Genomic DNA, 19,262 nt, shown 5'->3' with positions numbered 1-19,262 from the left:
TCAGCCCCTTCGTCCCTCGCGAGTCAGCAGCGCCACCGGGTACACCGCCAGCAGGTCCGCGACGGGCACCGGCCCCGCCGGGAAGCCGCGCTGCGTCAACTCCTCCGTCCACGGCCCGCCGTCCGGCAGGTCGAGGACGGCGTCGCCCCAGCCGCCGGAGCGCTCCAGCCCGTACGGGAGCCGGGTGACGGCGGTGACCACGCCATCGCCCCGGGCGAACGCCAGGAGGTGCGCGGGCGCGGCCAGCGCCCGGTACGGCCCGAGCGCCCGGGACCGCCGCAGGTGCAGGGCGGTGGTGGTCAGGTGCAGCTTCTCCCGGGCGAGGTCGCCGGGGCGCGCGGCGGCGGAGTCGGTGAGCCGCACGGCGAGCGCGCCGAGGTCGACGACGCCCCGGTTGTCCGGGTCGACGAGGGTGTACAGCGGCTCCTCGCCGCCCTGGTAGAGGTCGGGCACGCCCGGGACGGTCAGGTGCAGCAGCGCGGCGCCGAGCGTGTTGGCCCGGGCGTACGGGGCGAGGGCGCGCACCCGCTCCTCGATCCGGCCCAGCAGCGCGGGCGAGTCGTACACCGCGCGGGCCCGCTCCTCCAGCGCCCGCTCGTACGGCTCGCGGGGCGCAGTCCAGGAGGTGTGCACCTTGGCCTCGCGCGCCGCCTTGAGCAGCGCGGCGACCAGCCGCTCCGGCCCGATCGGCCAGGCGGCCACCAGGGTGTGCCACAGCACCCAGTCGGCGTCCCGGTCCCAGAAGTCCGGGCCTGCGGCCTCGGACCACTCCGACACCGAGGCGGCCCACTCCTGCGGCAGCTCCGCCAGCACCGCCAGCCGGGCCCGGGCGTCGGCGCTGCGCTTGGTGTCGTGCGTGGACAGCACCGTCATGCCGCCCGGCCAGGCCCCCTCCAGGTACCGGCACCAGGCGTGGAACGCCTCCGGCGTGACCCCCGGCCGCCCGGGCTCGCCGCCGACCTCGTTCAGGCCCGGCAGCGCGTTCCACCGGTAGAAGGCCGTGTCCTCCACGCCCTTGGCGGCCACGGCGGCGGCCGTCTGCGCGAAGCGCACGCAGAACTCGTCCTCGTCCGGCCCGCGCCCCAGCAGTCCGAGCGCCAGCGCCGCCACCAGCCGTTCGGTCGGGTCCCCGGCCGCGTCCAGCCAGGACTGCAGGTGCCGGTCCCCGCCCGCCTCCCCGGGCCGCACGTACGGCCGGTACACCGGGTACGCGGTGAGCAGCGCCCGCAGCGCCGCGTGCAGCTGCCAGGGCGCGTGGTCGGCGTACGCGGGGTCGGCGGCGCCGATGCGCAGGGCGATCCGCACCAGCCGGTCGACCTCGGCGGCCAGCTCGCCCTGCGGCGCGGTCATCTCCGCCCGCCCGCGCCGCGCGGCCGCCGCCGCGTCACCGGCCACCCCCTCCGAGGACGGGGGCAGCCCGGTGAACTCCCGGTACGCCGCCGCCAGCCGCCGCGCGCCCGCCCCGTCCAGCAGCACCCCGTCGATGCGCCGCAGCGCGTCGTACCCGGTGGTGCCCGCCACCGGCCAGTCGGCGGGCAGGTGCTCCTCGCCGGTGAGGATCTTCTCGACGACCACGTACGCCCCGCCGGTGGCCTCCGCGAGCCGGCGCAGGTACCCGCGCGGGTCGGCGAGGCCGTCCGGGTGGTCGATCCGGAAGCCGTCCAGGACGCCCTCGCGGTGCAGCCGCAGCAGCACGGCGTGGGTGGCGGCGAACACCTCCGGGTCCTCGACGCGCACCGCGATCAGCTCGTTGACGGTGAAGAACCGCCGGTAGTTGAGCTCGGTGCGGGCCAGGCGCCAGTGGGCGAGCCGGTACCACTGCCGGGCGAGCAGCTCCGCCGGCGCAAGCCCCGAAGTCCCGGGGCGCAGCGGCAGCTCGTGCCCGTGGTAGCGCAGCACCTCGCCGTCGACGACCAGCTGGTCGAGCACGGCGCCGAGCCGGTCGCCGAGCACGGGCAGCAGCACCCGACCGCGCCCGGGGGCGTCGGCGGGCCCGCTCTGCGCCGTCCAGTCGATGTCGAACCAGCGCGCGTACGGAGAGTCGGGCCCCTCGCGCAGCACCTCCCACAGCGGCCGGTTGAGCCGCTCGGGCACGGGCACGGCCATGTGGTTGGGCACCACGTCGGCGATCAGCCGCAGGCCGTGCCGGTGCGCCTCGGCGGCGAGGGCGCGCAGGGCCGCCTCACCGCCGAGCTGCTCGCTGATCCGGGTGTGGTCGACGGTGTCGTAGCCGTGGGTGGAGCCGGGGGCGGCCTCCAGCAGCGGGGACAGGTGCAGGTGGGAGACGCCGAGGGCGGCCAGGTAGGGGACGGCGGCGGTGGCGTCGCGCAGGGTGAAGCCGGGCTGGAGCTGGAGCCGGTAGCTGGCGGTCGGAAAGTCGGTCGGAAAGTCGGTCGGAAGGGCGGTGGGATGGGCGGTCGGAAAGGCGGCCGGAGCAGCGGCGGGAGCCATGGGGACGTCGTCCGGGCGGGCCTGGGCGGGCTCGGCGTCGGAGGTCATGCCTCCATAGGTACCCGTCCGGGCCCGCGGCCAAGACCCGCTGATGGCCCGAACAGGTGACCGCCGGATTCCCACATGACCGCTACGCCGGGCGCTGCAGCACCATCAGCGACCGGTCGGTCAGCCACAGCGTGTCCCCGGCCTTGACCGTCGCCCCCGTGCCCGGCGCCGGCAGCGAGGGCTGCGCCGTGTCGACCACCACCTGCCACTCCTGCCCGTGGTCGGCCGGCACGGTGAACTCCAGCGGCTCGAAGTGCGCGTTGAACATCAGCAGGAACGAGTCGTCGACGATCCGCCCGCCCCGCCGGTCCGGCTCCGAGATGGCGTACCCGTTGAGGAACACCGTCAGCGACTTGGCGTAGCCGACGCCCCAGTTGCGCTTGGTCATCTCCTCCCCGGCCGGGGTGAACCAGGCGATGTCGGTCAGATCGTCGTACCCACCCGAAGCGGAGACCGCCTGACCCGACGCCCCCTGACCCGACGCCCCCTGACCCGACACCCCCTGGCCCGACACCGCCCGGCCCGACACCGGCCGCCCGTGGAAGAAGCGCCGCCGCCGGAACACCGGGTGGTCGCGGCGCAGCCAGATCATCCCCTGGGTGAACTCCAGCAGCCGCGACGCGGGCCCGTCCGTCTCCGGCCAGTGCACCCAGCTCAGCTCGCCGTCCTGGCAGTAGGTGTTGTTGTTGCCCAGCTGGGTGCGGCCCAGCTCGTCCCCGTGGGAGAGCATCGGCACGCCCTGGGAGAGCATCAGGGTGGCGATGAAGTTGCGCTGCTGGCGCGCCCGCAGCTCCTCCACCGCCGGGTCCTCGCTGGGGCCCTCGACGCCGCAGTTCCAGGAGCGGTTGAAGGACTCGCCGTCCCGGTTGTCCTCGCCGTTGGCCTCGTTGTGCTTCTCGTTGTACGAGACCAGGTCGCGCAGGGTGAAACCGTCGTGGCAGGTCACGAAGTTGATGGAGGCGATGGGCCGGCGGCCGTCGTCCTGGTAGAGGTCGGAGGAGCCGGTGAGCCGGGAGCCGAACTCGGCGAGCGTGGCGTTCTCGCCGCGCCACAGGTCGCGCACGGTGTCCCGGTACATGCCGTTCCACTCCGTCCACAGCGGAGGGAAGTTGCCGACCTGGTAGCCGCCCTCGCCGAGGTCCCAGGGCTCGGCGATCAGCTTGGCCTGGGAGACCACCGGGTCCTGCTGGACGAGGTCGAAGAAGGAGGAGAGCCGGTCGACCTCGTGGAACTGCCGGGCCAGGGTGGCGGCGAGGTCGAAGCGGAAGCCGTCCACGTGCATCTCGGTGACCCAGTAGCGCAGCGAGTCCATGATCAGCTGGAGCACGTGCGGGCTGCGCATCAGCAGGCTGTTGCCGGTGCCGGTGGTGTCCTCGTAGAAGCGCTGGTCGCGGGCGAGGCGGTAGTAGGACACGTTGTCCAGGCCGCGCAGGGACAGCGTCGGGCCCAGGTGGTTGCCCTCGGCGGTGTGGTTGTAGACCACGTCGAGGATCACCTCGATCCCGGCCGCGTGCAGCGCCTTCACCATCGACTTGAACTCCTGCACCTGCTGGCCCCGGTCGCCGGTGGAGGAGTAGGAGGAGTGCGGGGCGAAGAAGCCGACGGTGTTGTAGCCCCAGTAGTTGGCCAGGCCCAGGTCCCGCAGCCGGTGGTCCCGGACGAACTGGTGCACCGGCATCAGCTCGATCGCGGTGACGCCCAGTTTCGCCAGGTGCTCGATCACCGCCGGGTGCGCCAGGCCCGCGTACGTGCCCCGGATCTCCTCGGGGATGCCCGGGTGCAGCCGGGTCAGGCCCTTCACGTGGGCCTCGTAGATGACGGTGCGGTGGTAGTCGGTGCGCGGCGGGCGGTCGGTGCCCCAGTCGAAGTACGGGTTGATCACCACCGAGTGCATGGTGTGCGGGGCCGAGTCGAGGTCGTTGCGGCGCTCGGGCGCGCCGAAGTGGTAGCCGTAGACGGACTCGTCCCAGTCGACGGTGCCGCTCATCGCCTTGGCGTACGGGTCCAGCAGCAGCTTGGAGGCGTTGTGCCGCAGGCCCAGGCCCGGGTTGTACGGGCCGTGCACGCGGAAGCCGTAGCGCCGGCCCGGCTGGATGCCCGGCAGGTAGGCGTGGCGGACGAAGGCGTCCGTCTCGCGCAGTTCGACGGCGGTCTCGGAGCCGTCCTCCTCGAGCAGGCACAGCTCGATCCGGTCGGCGCTCTCGGAGAACACCGCGAAGTTGGTGCCGGCCCCGTCGTAGGTGGCGCCGAGGGGGTAGGGCTTGCCCGGCCAGACCTGCATGAGTCCTCGACTTCTCTAGACGACAGACGTGACGGCGAACCAGACGGCATACTCCCCGAGCCTCCCCCCGGCGGCCGGGACACACGGCCCGGGTTCGCCCGAACGGGTGTCCGGCCGGTATTCGTCCGAAGAGAAGCCCAGGTGATGCGCGCGAGCCCCCTCGCCCATCCGGCTGCGGGCCGCTCGCGCCGGGCAGTACCCTTGATCGTCCGGCCGCGCCGGCTGGTGGCGATCCGTCAGCGATCCGCCAACGGCCCCTCGCCGCCGCCGGGTCCAGCGACGAATCAGCAATCCAGTGAGGTGGCGCATGGTGTTCCCCGCCGGCGGCCGTGGCTCCGGGCCGGGAGGCCCCGACCGGGGCGGCGCCCGCAGCGAGGCCCCGACGGTGGTCATGCGCCCCACCCTGACCGGCCGCCCGCTGGTGCCCGCCCAGGGCGGGCCCGTCGAGATACCCGCCCTCGCCTGGTCCGCCGCCGAATGGGAGGACGCCTACCAGCGCGTACGCCTCTCCGGCCGCGCCTACGTCTGGCTCAACCTCGTCGAACAGCGGCTGCGCTCCCTCGTCGACGAGGTGCTGCACCCCATCTACGCCCCCGCCCACGGCGAGGACTGGGTCACCGCCGCCGCCGGCCCCGCCGGCGAGGAGTGGGCCCACCGCGCCGGCGCCGTACGGGAGGTCAGCCGCCGCAAGGGCTACCTGCTCGACCCGGCCGACGACGACCCGCTGGTCTTCCTCACCCTGCCGCAGCTGCGCGAACTGATGGTCCAGCACTGGCCCTGCTTCGAGCCGTTCCTCGCCGACCGGCGCGAGATCGAACTCGCCCTGGACGAACTGGAGGTGGCCCGCCACGTCGTCTCCCGCAACCGCGTCCTGACCGGCACCGTCCTCGCCCAGACCGAACGCGCCGCCGCCCGCCTGCTCGCCGTCCTCGACGGCGGCGCCGGGGGCGTGCCCGCCGACGTCGTGGAGTCCCTCGTCGCCGGGCGCTACGCGGACGTCGTCGCCGTCCACGCCGACCGCGTACGGCTCCAGCGCGACCTTCCCGTCGAGGATCTCCTCGACGGCGCCCGCCGCCTGGACGCCCTCGGCATCGGCCTCGGCATGCTCTGCCAGAACTACACCGGCAAGCGCCTCGTCCGCCTGGCCGGGGACGGCTGCCGCGTCCGGCTGCTCTTCCTCAACCCCGCCAGCAGCGCCGTCCGCCGCCGCGAGCGCGAACTCGGCCTCGGGCGGGGCGAGTTGTCGCGCTCCATCGAGATGAACATCATGCACGTGCGCCGGGTGCGGGCCCGGCTGCGCGACCAGGGCGGCTTCGAGATCCGCGTCTTCGACGAGACCCCGCGCTTCACCGCCTACCTCGTCGAGGGCCCCCGCCCCACCGGCCCCGTCGCCGGGCGCCGCCAGAGCCGCGACCTCGGCGTCATCCAGCACTACCTGCGCCGCGCCCGGGGCATGGAGTCCCCGGCGCTCGTCCTGCGCGGCGGCGCGGGCCAGCAGACCGGCGGCACCGAACCGGGCCTGCTGGAGGTCTACCGCGAGGAGTTCGAGGGCGCCTGGGACGACTCCCGTCCCGTCTCCTGAAACCCGCTGGCCGGCCCCGGCCCGCCCCTGGAACACTGCGGGCCGTGAACAGGGAGAACAGCCACCCCGCCTGGAGCCTGGAACCCGCCGGCCCCAAGGACCTCGACCCCATCGCCGACCTCAAGGACCAGGTCATGCGCGCCGACCTGGAACGCCTCGGCCGCTGGGACCCGGACCGCTCCCGCCGCCGCGTCCGCGGCTCCTTCTCCGTCGGCCACACCTCGGTGATCCTGGTCGACGGCGCCTTCGCCGGCACCGTCACCGTCAGCCCCGACGACCACGGCGGGCGCCACCTGGAGATGTTCTACCTCTCCCCGCACCTCCAGGGCCGGGGCCTGGGCGGCGCCGTCCTGCGCCACCTCCTCGCCGAGGCCGACGCCGCCGCCGAGCCCGTCCGCCTCACCGTCCTGCGGGGCAGCGCCGCCCAGCGGCTGTACGAGCGCCACGGCTTCGCCGTCGAACACCAGGACCCGGTCGACGTCCACCTCCTGCGGCCCGTGCCCGCCGCCACCCCGGCTGACCTGCGATAACGATTCCCCCAAGGAAACTGGCCAGCGATGACGTCCGGATGGTAGACATGCCCTCCGTGACGATCATGGGGGATGACGGCGCCGCACTGCGCCTCGAAGACGTGCACCGTACCTACGGCACCGGCCCGGAGGCCGTCCGGGCGCTCAGGGGGGTGGACGTCACCTTCGACCGGGGGACCTTCACCGCCGTCATGGGCCCCTCCGGCTCCGGCAAGAGCACCCTGCTCCAGTGCGCCGCCGGCCTCGACCGGCCCGACCGGGGGCGCGTCCTCCTCGACGGCACCGACCTCTCCGGGCTCGGCGAGACCGCGCTCACCGTCCTGCGGCGGCAGAGACTCGGCTTCGTCTTCCAGGCGTTCAACCTCGTCGGCTCGCTCACCGCCGAACAGAACGTCGGCCTGCCGCTGCGCCTGGCCGGACGCCGGCCCGACCGCGACGAGGTCCGCCGCGCCCTCGCCTCCGTCGGCCTCGAGGCCCGCGCCGCCCACCTGCCCTCCCAGCTCTCCGGCGGCCAGCAGCAGCGCGTCGCCATCGCCCGCGCCCTCATCACCCGCCCCAGGATGCTCTTCGCCGACGAACCCACCGGCGCCCTCGACAGCACCAGCAGCCGCGAGGTGCTCACCCTGCTGCGCGACCTCGTCGACCGGGACGGCCAGAGCACCGTCATGGTCACCCACGACCCCGTCGCCGCCTCCTACGCCGACCGCGTCCTCTTCCTCGCCGACGGCACCGTCGTCGGCGACCTCGAACGCCCCAGCGCCCAGCAGGTCGCCGAGCGGATGACCGCCCTGGAGACCTCCGGGACCGCGGCGACGGCGGAGAGCGCGGCATGAGCTCCTTCACCACCCTGCTGCCCGTCGCCGCCGCCGGACTGCGCCGCCGCAAGACCGCCTTCGCCGGCTCCTACGTCGCCCTGACCTTCGGCGTCACCCTCGTCGCCACCACCGGCAGCCTCCTCGCCGACACCGCCGGCGACGACTCCCCGCTCGGCGCGCCCTCCCTCCACAAGGTGCTGCTCTTCACCTCCGCGATGGCCGCCTTCGTCGCCGTCTTCGTCGTCGCCGGGACCTTCGCCTTCGCCGTCGCCCAGCGCCGCCAGGAGATCGCGATGCTGCGCGCCGTCGGCGCCACCCCGCGCCAGATCGTCTGGCTGATCACCGGCGAGGCGTCCGTCGTCGCCCTCGCCGCCGCCCTCACCGGCTGCCTGCTCTCCCTGCCCGGCGCCCCCGCCCTCGCCGCCTGGCTCGTCGACCGCGGCGCCGCCCCCGAAGGGTTCACCGCCCACCCGGCCGTCGGCCCGATGCTGCTCGCCGCCGCCACCGGACTCGCCGTCGCCCTCCTCGGAGCCGTCACCGCCGCCGTACGGGCCGGACGGGTACGCGCCGCCGAAGCCCTCGCCGACGCGGCCGTCGACCGCACCGTCATGACCCCGCTGCGCTGGGCCGCCGCCATCGGCCACCTGATCGCCCTCGCCGGCGCCGTCGGCTACTACCTCGCCGCGCCCACCATGGCCCCCACCCCCGGCGACCAGGCCGGCGACCCCCAACTCGCCTCCCAGTGGGTCATGGGCGCCGACCTGCTCACCATCACCGCCCTCGCCCTCCTCGCCCCCGTCCTCGTCCCCCCGCTCGTGCGGCTGCTCACCGCACCCCTCACCCGCGCCGTAGCCGCCGCCCCCCTGCTCGCCCGGCAGAACGCGCTCACCGCCGTCCGCCGCACCGTCTCCACCGCCACCCCCGCCTTCCTCGCCATCGCGCTCACCGGCACCGCCGTCGGCTCCACCGCCGCCTTCGCCGACGCCATGACCGCCCAGAACCGCGCCACCACCGCCGCCCGGTACGTGCTGCGCCCCGGCGAACAGCCGCTGCCCGCCGACGCCCTCCACCGGCTCACCGCCGCCCGGCCCGGCCTCGCCGCCACCGCCACCACCCCCGTCGTCGTCACGGGCCTCGGCGCCGAACCCGCCGCCTTCGACGACCACGGCGAGGACTCGCCCGCCACCGTCCCCACCGCCGCCACCGTCGTCGACGGCGACCTCGCCGGCGCCTGGCACCTGCCCGTCGACCAGGGCTCCTCCGCCGAACTGCACGGCGCAGCCTTCGCCGCCTCCACCGACCAGGCCCGCGGCCACGGCTGGCACCTCGGCGACCAGGTCGGCCTCCGCCTCCCCGACGGCACCGTCACCCACCTGCGCCTCGCCCTCGTCTACCGCACCCAGCTCGGCCTCGACGAGATCCTCCTCGGCGGCGACACCCTCACCCCCCACCTCGCCGGCGCCCGCCCCACCGCCGTCCACCTCGGCGACCGGCCCGCCGACCTCCTCGGCGGCACCCTCACCGACTCCCGCGCCCCCGGCCCCGACCCCGGCGCCCACTACGCCTGGATCGCCACCAGCACCATCCTCGGCCCGGCCCTGCTGTACGCGCTCATCGCCATCGTCAACACCATGGTCATGAGCGTCGCCGACCGCCGCCGCGACTTCGACGTCCTGCGCCTCGCCGGAACGGTCCGCCGCCAGGTGCTCGCCACCGTCGCCCTCGAGTCCGCCCTCGTCGTCGCCACCGCCGCGGTCCTCGCCCTGGCCGTCACCACCCTCACCCAGTGGGCCACCACCACCCTCCTCAACCACCGCATCCTCACCGGCCAGGCCACCATCCCCCTCCACCTCCCCTGGCCCGCCCTCACCCTCACCGCCGCCACCTGCCTCACCCTCGCCCTCCTCGCCGCCCTCCTCCCCACCCACCTCACCCTCACCCGCCCCACCCCCGCCCGCTGACCCGCACACCGCCCGGGGCGGGCGGACGAAGTGGCGGAGCCTCAGAATCCCCGGGGATCGAGGACGAGCCGCACACCCGCCCCTGGCGGTTCCCACCCCGCACCACCCTCGCCCCCACGCCCTGGCAGGCCCTCACCTCCTGGTGCCCGCTCGGCGTGCGAGCGGGCACCGGGGCGTCTCAGTTCGGCGCCTGCTCGTCGTACGAGCGGGCGCCGAACTCGACCCCCTCGAAGGGCGTCGACAGAAGGAAGATCAGGAACCCGTCGGTCCCCAGGACCGCCCAGCGGTGCAGCATCGCCGGCAGCGCGTCGAGGTCGGTGTCGGCGAGTTCGGCATCGAAGTGCTCGACCTGGTTCTCGGGCAACGACCCACGGATCTCCCGGATCGTCCGCAACCGGCGGGGAGAACGGGCGTCCACGCTCGGCTCCTTGACTCGGGTCCGAGGACCAGCCTAGGGCCACCCGACTGCCCCGGGGGTCGGGTTGTCGGTGGGGCGGGCGATGATAGGGGCTGTTTCGTGGAGCCGGACGGAAGGACACACCCTTATGAGCTGGTGGCAGCAGCCACTGGTCGGCTTCGACCTTGAGACCACGGGCACCGACCCGGCCGTGGACCGCATCGTCTCGGCCGCGCTCGTGGACACGGTCGGGGCCGTCCGGGTGGGCGGCGCCAACTGGCTGCTCGACCCGGGCGTGCCGATCCCCGCCGAGGCCGAGGCGATCCACGGGATCGGGGACGACGTCGCGCGCCGCAAGGGCCGGCCGGCCAAGGAGGCCGTGGAGGAGATAGCCGCCGCGCTGTGCGAGCGGGTGGCGGCCGGGCGGCCGGTGGTGGCGTTCAACGCGCCGTTCGACCTGTCGCTGCTCGACGCCGAGCTGCGCCGCCACGGGCTGCCCTCGCTCGCGCAGCGCCTCGGCGGGCCGGTCGGGCCGGTGCTCGACGCGCTGGTCATCGACCGGGCCGTGGACAAGTACCGCAAGGGCTCCCGCACCCTGCAGCGCGTCTGCGAGGTGTACGGCGTCGAGCTGACGGACGCCCACGAGGCGGGCAGCGACGCGCTGGCCGCCGTCCGCGTCGCCGTGGCGCTCGCCGAGCGCTACCCGGCCGAGGTGGGCGGGCTCAGCCTGGAGCAGCTGCACCGGCGCCAGATCGGCTGGTACCGGGAGTGGGCGGAGAGCCTGCAGGCGTGGCTGCGCCGCGGCAAGGACCCCGAGGCGGAGGTCGACGCGCGCTGGCCGGCCCGGTGACCGTCACCGGCCGCCCCGAGCGCACTACGGATGTAGTGACACTACATCCGTAGTGCAACCCGTCTAAGCCCCGGACAGCAGCCGACGCCGGGCCTGCTCGAACTCCGTGGCGTCCAGCTCCCCGTCCCGGTGCTGCTGGCTGAGCCTGTCCAGCCGCACCGCCAGCGAGGGGCCGGCGTCCCGTACCGGGACCGGCGCCGGGGGCAGGGGTTCGCCGATCTGGGCGGCGCCGGGTTCGGCGGGGTCGTAGCGGACGGCCATCCGGTCGCCGATGCGGGGCTGGGCGAGGGCGGGGTAGAAGCGGATCTGGGAGCAGAGGTGTTCGGCGCCGTCGAGGGCGGGGTAGCGGACGGTGATCAGCAGTTCCGGGTCCCCGCGGTGGGTGCGCTCGGTGGGTTCGGCCACGGTGACGACGCCGGTGCTGCTGGCCCCGCGCGCGGCGATCGTCAGGCCGAGCGCGCGGGCGGCGACGAACTCCCGCCGTTCCCGCCGCAGCCGGCGTTCGCCGAGGGCGGTGGTGAGCAGGGTGATCACGAGGAGGACGCCGAGGGCGGGGAGCACCTCGGGCGGCATGCCGGTGCCGAGGGAGGCGCCGAGGAAGCCGAGCAGCACGGCGCCGAGGATGATCGCGGTGGTCGGCAGCCGGTTCGGGGTGTTGCGGCCGAGGCCGGCGGCGAGGTTCGCGGCCGTGGTCAGGCCGAGCACCCAGAGGAGGAGGGAGCCCGCGCCGTAGCCCAGGGTGCCGAGCCAGTCCTGGCAGCCGGTGGTGGGCTCGCAGGTGGCGGGTCCGAGGAAACTGCTGGTCATGGGCTCGAGCAGCAGTCCGCCGCCCAGGCACATGGCCGCGCAGCCCACCAGGCCGACGATACGACCAGCACTCAATCGCGGTCCGCCGTAGGGGACTTGGTCCTCGGGCAGGCTCATTGCGGTCATGCCTCGGATGCTAACCGTGACCCCCTCGGCGGTCGGGGACGCCGCAGCGTCCTGCGGCCGTCCATCGCGGGAACGGGGGGTTAACACTCAACCTGCCTAGGACGCCGGGAAGTCGAAGGTGTACCCCTGGGCGACGAGCCAGGGCAGCAGCTGCTTGAGCGCGGCCACGCTCTGGCTGCGGTCGCCGCCGCCGTCGTGCATGAGGATCACGCCGCCGGGCTTGAGCTGGTGCTGCACGGTGGAGACGATCGCGGCGACCCCGGGGCGGGACCAGTCGCGCGGGTCGACGGACCAGCCGAGGGAGGACATGCCCAGGCTCGCGGTGATCTGCTCGTTGTCGGCGTTGAAGCCGCCGCCGGGGGCGCGGAACCAGCCGACCCTGGTGCCGGGCCCGCCCGCCTGGACGATCATGTCGCGGGCGGCGGTGATCTCGTAGGCGGCCTTGTCGTGGGGGAGCTTCGCGAAGGGCTGCGGGTGGTGGACGCTGTGGTCGCAGAGCCGGTGCCCCTCGGCCAGGACGCGCTTGACCAGGGCGGGGTTGGCGGCGGCGTTCTGCCCGATCTGGCAGAAGGTGGCCTTGGCGCCGTACTGGGCGAGCAGGTCGAGGATCTGGCCGGTGGCCGGTCCGGGGCCGTCGTCGAAGGTGAGGGCGACGGTGCGGCCCCCGGAGGCGGTGGAACCGATCACGGTGGCGGCCCCGCCGTGCCCGGGCGGCGGCGCGTGCTCCCCGGTGGGGGAGCCGGTCGCGGAGGAGGCCGGGGAGGAGGTCGCGGAGCCGGTCGCGGAGGAGGCCGGGGCGCTCGGGGTGTTGTGGGTCGCGGAGGCCCGGGGAGCCGGGGTGGTCGCGGCGGCGGAGGCGGAGGACGGGGCCGCCGGCGGCGCGCCGTCCGCTCCCGGGGAGGGCGCGATGGTCGCGACCGGGCCGCCGCTCGGGGACTGTGCGGCACCCGTGCTTCCGCCGGTGCCCGTCGGCTGGAGGGCCCCGCTGGCGGTGCCGCAGGCGGCCAGGCCCAGGGTCGCCGCCACCGCGACGCACCCGGCGACCAGCCGGCGGCGGGCCCGGCCGCGCGCGGGAGACGGAGAGGCGGAGGAGGTCCTGTACATGGCGGCGGCTCCTGAGGTGCGAGGGCGGGTGCCGATCCCTTGGTCAGGATGGTTGTGTGACAGGACGCCGATCGTACGTTCCCCGGTTGCCTCCCGGACCGAAGCGACGTAGGAGCCTTCTCACACCCGCCCGGCTCGCCCCTCCCCGTCAGAACGGGTACCAGCGCACCCCGGTGGCCCCGTCCCGCAGCGAGTCGACCCGGCGCCGGAACTCCGCGAGGGCGGCCGGGTTGCTCGCCGCCTGCTGGGCGACCCAGGAGGCGCTGGCCGTCTCGCGGGCCCCGCGCAGCACGGTGAAGCCGGGCCACTCCCGCACGTCCCAGCCGTACGCCGCGGTGAACTCCGCGTACTCCTCCCCGGGCACCCCGTACCGGTCGTGGGCGAGTGCGAGGACGACGAGGTCGTGCTCGCGCAGGTCGTCCGCGACGAACTCCAGGTCGAGCAGGACGGGCCCCTCCGGGCCGACGTGGACGTTGCGCGGCAGGGCGTCCCCGTGGATGACGCCGGGGTGCAGCCGGGGGGCGAGGTCCTCCAGCGCGGCCTCGAAGGCGGCGCGGCGGTGGCGCAGGAAGGCGACGTCCGCCGGGTCGACGTGGCCCTCGGCGGAGGCCAGCCAGCGTTCGACGGGGGCGAGCAGGTCGCGCCGGCCGAGCGGGACGGGCGGCAGCGGCAGCCGGTGCAGGGCGCGCAGCAGCGGCGCGAGGTCCACCGGCCGGGCCGGGCGGACGGCGGGGGCCAGGCGGTGCCAGAAGGTGACGGGGTGCCCGTGGGCGAGCTGGGGTTCGGGCGCCACGGCGTCGTACGGGCGCACGACGGGGACGCCCTGGGCGGCGAGCCAGTGGGCGACGGTCAGTTCGCGGTGCGCCCGGTCGTACAGTTCGGGGCCGCGGCCGACCTTGGCGACCACGGCCGGGTCGCCGAGGTCGAAGACGGCGTTCTCGCCGAGCGCGAGCAGCCGGGCGTCGCCGGGGCCGGGCAGGCCCGCGCTCTCGCAGGCGTGGGCGAGCAGCAGCCGGGCGCGCCCTTCGTCGAAGGGGATCATGGCTGGCTCCGTTCCGCGGGCGTTCATCCGGAGGGCCCCGGACGGTGATCATCATGACGCACGGACGCCGGGCCCCGCGCGCTGCGGGACCCGGCGTCCGGAACCGTCGAAGGTGATCAGACCCCGACCTTGCGGTGCCGTCCGGCCTCGGGAGCCTCGGCCGTCCCGAGGGCCGTCCCGAGGACGGTCCCGAGGGGAGCGGCGGCGGCCGGGGCGGGCTCGCCGTGCTCGAGGTTCGGCAGCCAGTTCAGCCAGCGCGGCAGGTACCAGTTGCGCTCGCCCAGCAGGCTCATCACCGAGGGCAGCAGCACCGCGCGGATCACGGTGGCGTCGATCAGCACCGCGACGGCCAGGCCGACGCCCATCTGCTTCATCGCCTGCATGGACAGGGTGCCGAAGACCGCGAACACCGCGACCATGATCACCGCGGCGCTGGTGACCACGCCGGCCGTGGAGCGGATGCCGTGGGCGATGGCGGCGCCGGTGGCCATCCCGCGGTCGCGGCCCTCCTTGATCCGGGAGACCACGAAGACGTGGTAGTCCATCGAGAGGCCGAAGAGGATCACGAAGAGGAACAGCGGCACCCAGGACTCGATCGCGCCGACCCCCGAGGTGCCCAGCAGCGAGGCGCCCACCCCGTGCTGGAAGACCAGGGTCAGCACCCCGTACGCGGCGCCCACCGAGAGCAGGTTGAGCGCGACGGCGGTGACGGCGACGGCCAGGGAGCGGAAGGAGGTGAGCATCAGCACGAAGGCGAAGGCGACCACGAAGGCGAAGACCAGCGGCATCGAGCCGGTCATCTGCTCGTTGAAGTCGTGGGAGCCGGCGGTGCGTCCGGTGACGGGCGCCTCGGTGCCGGGCACCTTGAGGACGGTGGCGGGCACCAGGTCCTCGCGCAGGGTGCGCAGCGCCTCGTTGCTGACGGAGTCGTTGCCGGTGCCGTTGAGCGGGATCTCGACCAGGGCGATGTTCTTCTCGGCGTGGACGACGACGTCGATCGGGCCGTGCATCCGGCCGCTGGCCAGGGCCTTGGCCTTGAGGTCGGCGATGGCGGCGGTCATCGCGGGGGAGGAGACGTCGGTGGCCTTGATGACCACGGTGGCGGGGGCGGGGCTGCCGGGGAAGGCGGCCTCGATCTTCTGTGAGGCGGCCACCAGCTGGTTGCCGGCGGGCAGTTGCTGCTGGAAGGTCAGGTTGGCGGTGTGCATGGTGAGCAGCGGCGCGGCCAGGCCCAGCAGGACGGCCCCGGCGAGGACGGTGGCGGCCAGCGGGCGGCGCAGCACCGGCGTCAGTACGGCGTTCCAGAAGCGGCCGCCGTTCTGCGCGGCCTCGGGGCGGCGCAGCTTGGAGATCAGCGGCACCCGGCCCTTGTCGACGCGGTCGCCGAGCATGGACAGCAGCGCGGGCAGCACGGTGAGCGAGCCGAGCACGGCGGTGACGACGACGACGATGGTGGCGTAGGCCATGGCCTGGAAGTCGGCGATCCCGGTGAGGAACATGCCCGCCATGGCGACCACGACGGTGACGCCGGAGACGAGGACGGCCCGGCCGCTGGTGGCGGCGGCGATGCTCAGCGCGGTGGCGGCGTCGCGCCCGGCGGCCCGTTCCTCGCGTTCGCGGCGCAGGTAGAAGAGGCAGTAGTCGACGCCGACGGCGAGGCCGACCAGCAGCATCACGGAGCTGGCGTCGTTGCTGGTGTGCAGCAGTCCGCTGGAGAGGGCGACCAGCCCGCCGGCGGCGATGAAGGCGGTCAGCGCGAGGACGACGGGCAGCACGGCGGCGACCAGTGCGCCGAAGGCGATCAGCAGGATGCCCAGGGCCAGCGGCACGGCCGTCCACTCGGCGCGGGCGAAGTCGTCCTTGAACTGGTCCTGTATCCACTTGCCGGAGCTGGCGTCGCCGAGTTCGACGACGGTGAGGTCGGGGTGCTGCCTCTGCACGCCGGCCACCGCGTCCATCACGGACTGGACGTTCTTCTGCGCCTCGTCGTGGTCGCCCTTGAGGGTGAGCAGGACGAGCGCGGAGTGCCCGTCCGCGGAGACGGCCTTGGTGTCGTACGGGGAGCGGGCCTCGGAGACGTGCCCGGTGCCGTCGACGGCGGCGACGACCTGGCCGACGGCGGCCTTGAACTGCGGGTCGTCGGCGCTGCGGGAGGTGCTCTGGACCAGGACGGTCTCGCTCGCGGGGCTCTTGAGCCCGGCGTCGTCGAGGATCCTGGCGGCGCGGGAGACCTGTCCGGGCATCGCCTCGGACTCGGTCACCTGGGTGCTGCCGTGCATGCCGCCGAGGACGGCGGCGAGGATGACGAAGAGCAGCCAGCCGAAGACGGCCGTCTTGCGGTTGCGGGCGCTCCACGCGCCCATGGCCGCAGCCATGCCGAGTCTGGTCTTCACGGAAGGTCCCCCTGGGAGAGCGGCGGTCGTCGCCTGACGGTTCGTCGGCGGCCCGTTCGCCCAGGTCGCCGCGGGTGCGCCGGGTGCGTCCGGCGTCGTAAACGACCCTAGGGAAGCGGCGGTTGGGCGGTAATCCGGCTGGCGGGTGAGTGCTCCCTGGTGCGAGCATCGGGGTGGGGGTGGGGTTATCCCCACCCCCCGACCCTGAGGTCTCCTCCCCGGGGTAGGGGGCGGACTCCACCCTGAGGGGGAGTCATCTCCACCCGGAGTACGAGGTCAACGGGGTTGTGTCCAGGGCAAACTGGGTCGGGGCCGATTTCGGGGCGGCCCCGAAACGGGGGATTGGAATACGGGGGCTCCTTGCCGGGCGGCAAGTCAGTGCTCGTAGGATGATGCCCAGACCTACTTACCTGCCGACCGGTAAGGGAGCTGCCTGCGTGCGCTCCGCCGGTCCTGCCGTCGCCCGGCGTCCCGTCCCCCAAGGGCTGGCGGTGAACCATGCCCAGGAGGCATCACGAGCATGTTCCACCGACTAGGACACTTCGTCGTCCGCCGCGCCTGGTGGGTGATCGTGGCGTGGATCGTCGCCATGGTCGCCATCTTCGCGACCGCGCCGAAGATCACCGCCGAGACCGACGAGTCTTCGTTCCTGCCCAAGCACTACGAGTCCATCCAGGCCGCGCAGGTCCAGGCCAAGGCGTTCCCGGCCGCGTTCACCCCCGCCGCCCTCGTGCTGTTCGAGCGCAACGACGGCGGCGCGCTGACCGACGCCGACAAGAAGGCGATCGGCAAGCTGGTCGACGACCTGACGGCCAAGAAGATCGACGGCATCGACAAGATCGTCGCGCCGAACGAGCAGCAGGGCTACTCGCAGGACAGCAAGTTCGGCATGGCCATGGTCGCCTTCGACAAGGACCACGAGGGCGACCCGGACAAGGGCATCAACACCGCCAAGGCCCTGCGCGACGACGGCAAGCAGCTGTCCTCCGGCACCAGCGTCAAGTTCCAGCTCGGCGGCCCCGCCGGACAGGCCCTGGACCAGAAGGAGTCCTCGGGCGACACGCAGGGCCTCATCACCATGCTCACGCTGGTGCTGGTCATCCTGATCGTCGGCATCATCTTCCGCAGCGTCCTGGCCGGCTTCCTGCCGATCCTGGTCTCGCTGCTCGTGGCCCTGCCCGCCTCGATGGGTCTGATCAACGACGCCATCAAGGCGTTCGACCTCAAGACCACACCCATGACGGACGTCATCCTCATCGTCGTGGTGCTCGGCGTCGGCACCGACTACTTCCTCTTCCTCGCCTTCCGCTACCGCGAGAGGCTGCGGGCCGGGGACGACCGCAAGGCCGCCGTCGCCAACGGCGTCGCCCGGGTCGGTGAGGCCATCGCCTCCGCCGCCGGCGCCGTCGCCGTCGCCTTCGCCGTCCTGATCCTCTCCAGCCTCGGCATGTTCCAGGCCCTCGGCCCGGCACTGGCCATCGGTGTGGTCGTCACCGCACTGGCCTCCATCACCCTGGCCCCGGCGCTGCTCGCCGTCATCCCGGCCCGCGCCGTCTTCTGGCCCGGCAAGAAGTGGATGCGGGAGCCCAACAACGCCCGCTTCGCCGCCCTCGGCCGCTCGGTCGAGAAGCGCCCGGGCATCATCGCCCTCGCCTCCGGCGGCGCGCTCGTCGCCCTCACCCTCGGCGCCCTGAACTACAACGGCCTGTTCGACATGGCCGGTAGCTCGATGCCGAAGGAGAAGGAGTCGATGGTCGTCCAGGACAAGATGTCCAACGCCTTCTCCAAGGGCGCGGCCGACCCGAGCCAGGTCTACCTGAGCAGCAAGGACGGCAAGAAGCTCGACCAGTCCACCTTCAAGGCGTACGGGGACAAGCTCAAGGGGGCCCCCGGCGTCGCCGAGGTCCACCTGCCCGTGGCCGACAAGGAGAGCCACAGCATCAGCGAGGACGGCACCACGGCGCAGTTCACCGTGATGCTCAAGGACAACCCGACCAGCAACGAGGCGGTCGACGCCGTCACCGAGCTGCGCGAGGTCGCCCACAAGAACGCCCCGGCGGGCACCGAGGCCAAGGTCGCCGGTGTTTCCTCGGTGTACAAGGACATCAACCTGGCGATGGTCCACGACTACCAGCTCGTGTTCCCGCTCGCCGGCCTGCTCATCCTGATCATCCTGGCGCTCCAGCTGCGCAGCGTGGTCGCGCCCTGGTACCTGATGGCCTCCGTCGGCCTGGGCTTCGGCGCCACCCTCGGCTCCACCGTGCTGCTCTTCCAGAACCTCAAGGGCGAGCCCGGTCTGATGTTCATGATGCCGATCCTGATCTACCTCTTCGTGGTGGCCATCGGGACCGACTACAACATCCTGATCATCGCCCGTCTGCGCGAGGAGGCCCGCGAGGGCAAGAGCCCGCGCGAGGCGGCCCGCGAGGCGGTGCGCCACGGCGGCCCGACCGTCGCCGCGGCCGGCTTCATCCTGGCGGCCTCGTTCGCGACCTTCATGGCCGCGGGCAACACGTTCATGCTGGAGTTCGGCTTCGCCATGGCCTTCGGCATCGTGCTGGCCTCCTTCGTGATGGCGATGTTCTTCACCCCGGCGATCACCGCGCTGATCGGCAACAAGGCGTGGTGGCCCGGCCACGGCGGCGACGCCCGCCCCGGCCACGGCCAGTCCCCGCACGCCGGCACCCACGGCGTGCCGGAGCCGGCCGGCCGGCGCTGACACCGCAGGGGCCCGGACGGGTTCCCACAGGCGGGGCCCCCCCGCGGCGGGGGGGCCCCCGCCCCCCGCCCCGGGCCCCCCCCCCGGCTGTAGGGGGCCCGAGATACCCCCGCCCACGGGGGGGCCCCCGGGTAAAGTCGGCGGCGGTGGGGGTTT

Annotated in this window: 13 protein-coding genes; 6 read left to right on the top strand and 7 right to left on the bottom strand. The window is 73.9% G+C overall.

Features of this window, described 5'->3' with window-relative positions; all coding sequences use genetic code 11:
• A complete protein-coding gene (treY, locus tag ACIBCA_RS22645; protein WP_396284759.1) occupies nucleotides 1-2,499 on the bottom strand; it encodes a malto-oligosyltrehalose synthase in 2,499 nt (832 codons plus the stop codon).
• A gap of 82 nt (nucleotides 2,500-2,581) precedes the next feature.
• Complete coding sequence (glgX, locus tag ACIBCA_RS22640; RefSeq protein ID WP_396284758.1) at nucleotides 2,582-4,780, bottom strand: glycogen debranching protein GlgX; 2,199 nt, start codon at nucleotides 4,778-4,780, stop codon at nucleotides 2,582-2,584.
• Between the two features lie 307 nt (nucleotides 4,781-5,087).
• On the opposite strand from glgX, the gene ACIBCA_RS22635 reads away from it, so the two are divergent.
• From ACIBCA_RS22635 to ACIBCA_RS22620, 4 genes are read left to right on the top strand one after another with little or no spacing between them, the layout of a single operon-like run.
• The gene (locus tag ACIBCA_RS22635; protein WP_396284757.1) at nucleotides 5,088-6,362 is read left to right on the top strand and encodes an SAV2148 family HEPN domain-containing protein; all 1,275 of its coding nucleotides are present in this window, start codon (nucleotides 5,088-5,090) and stop codon (nucleotides 6,360-6,362) included.
• A 44-nt stretch (nucleotides 6,363-6,406) separates the two neighbouring features.
• The gene (locus tag ACIBCA_RS22630) at nucleotides 6,407-6,892 is read left to right on the top strand and encodes a GNAT family N-acetyltransferase (RefSeq protein ID WP_396284756.1); all 486 of its coding nucleotides are present in this window, start codon (nucleotides 6,407-6,409) and stop codon (nucleotides 6,890-6,892) included.
• A 47-nt stretch (nucleotides 6,893-6,939) separates the two neighbouring features.
• Nucleotides 6,940-7,725 (top strand): ABC transporter ATP-binding protein, encoded by a 786-nt coding sequence (locus ACIBCA_RS22625; RefSeq protein WP_396284755.1) that lies wholly within the window; start codon nucleotides 6,940-6,942, stop codon nucleotides 7,723-7,725.
• Nucleotides 7,722-9,668 (top strand): FtsX-like permease family protein, encoded by a 1,947-nt coding sequence (locus ACIBCA_RS22620; protein WP_396284754.1) that lies wholly within the window; start codon nucleotides 7,722-7,724, stop codon nucleotides 9,666-9,668. The genes ACIBCA_RS22625 and ACIBCA_RS22620 overlap by 4 nt, the downstream gene beginning before the upstream one ends.
• Nucleotides 9,669-9,846: 178 nt before the next feature.
• On the opposite strand, the gene ACIBCA_RS22615 is transcribed toward ACIBCA_RS22620, so the two are convergent.
• On the bottom strand, nucleotides 9,847-10,086 hold the full coding sequence (locus tag ACIBCA_RS22615) for a hypothetical protein (protein WP_396284753.1): 240 nt from the start codon (nucleotides 10,084-10,086) through the stop codon (nucleotides 9,847-9,849).
• A 127-nt stretch (nucleotides 10,087-10,213) separates the two neighbouring features.
• Between ACIBCA_RS22615 and ACIBCA_RS22610 the strand changes: the two genes are divergently transcribed.
• A complete protein-coding gene (locus ACIBCA_RS22610; RefSeq protein WP_396284752.1) occupies nucleotides 10,214-10,915 on the top strand; it encodes an exonuclease domain-containing protein in 702 nt (233 codons plus the stop codon).
• A gap of 63 nt (nucleotides 10,916-10,978) precedes the next feature.
• Here the strand turns inward: ACIBCA_RS22610 and ACIBCA_RS22605 are convergent, their stop codons facing one another.
• The 4 genes from ACIBCA_RS22605 to ACIBCA_RS22590 all read right to left on the bottom strand — a co-directional run bounded on the left by ACIBCA_RS22605 (nucleotide 10,979) and on the right by ACIBCA_RS22590 (nucleotide 16,369).
• The gene (locus ACIBCA_RS22605) at nucleotides 10,979-11,848 is read right to left on the bottom strand and encodes a hypothetical protein (protein WP_396284751.1); all 870 of its coding nucleotides are present in this window, start codon (nucleotides 11,846-11,848) and stop codon (nucleotides 10,979-10,981) included.
• A gap of 96 nt (nucleotides 11,849-11,944) precedes the next feature.
• A complete protein-coding gene (locus ACIBCA_RS22600) occupies nucleotides 11,945-12,952 on the bottom strand; it encodes a polysaccharide deacetylase family protein (RefSeq protein WP_396284750.1) in 1,008 nt (335 codons plus the stop codon).
• A gap of 148 nt (nucleotides 12,953-13,100) precedes the next feature.
• Nucleotides 13,101-13,994 (bottom strand): phosphotransferase enzyme family protein, encoded by an 894-nt coding sequence (locus tag ACIBCA_RS22595; protein ID WP_396284749.1) that lies wholly within the window; start codon nucleotides 13,992-13,994, stop codon nucleotides 13,101-13,103.
• Nucleotides 13,995-14,110: 116 nt separating this feature from the next.
• Nucleotides 14,111-16,369 (bottom strand): MMPL family transporter, encoded by a 2,259-nt coding sequence (locus ACIBCA_RS22590; RefSeq protein WP_396285006.1) that lies wholly within the window; start codon nucleotides 16,367-16,369, stop codon nucleotides 14,111-14,113.
• 538 nt (nucleotides 16,370-16,907) lie between these two features.
• On the opposite strand from ACIBCA_RS22590, the gene ACIBCA_RS22585 reads away from it, so the two are divergent.
• Complete coding sequence (locus ACIBCA_RS22585) at nucleotides 16,908-19,106, top strand: MMPL family transporter (protein ID WP_396284748.1); 2,199 nt, start codon at nucleotides 16,908-16,910, stop codon at nucleotides 19,104-19,106.
• Nucleotides 19,107-19,262 lie beyond the last annotated feature (156 nt).

Source organism: Kitasatospora sp. NPDC051170 (genome assembly GCF_044455705.1).
Lineage (GTDB): Bacteria > Actinomycetota > Actinomycetes > Streptomycetales > Streptomycetaceae > Kitasatospora.
This window is presented reverse-complemented; position numbering and strand designations above follow the sequence as displayed.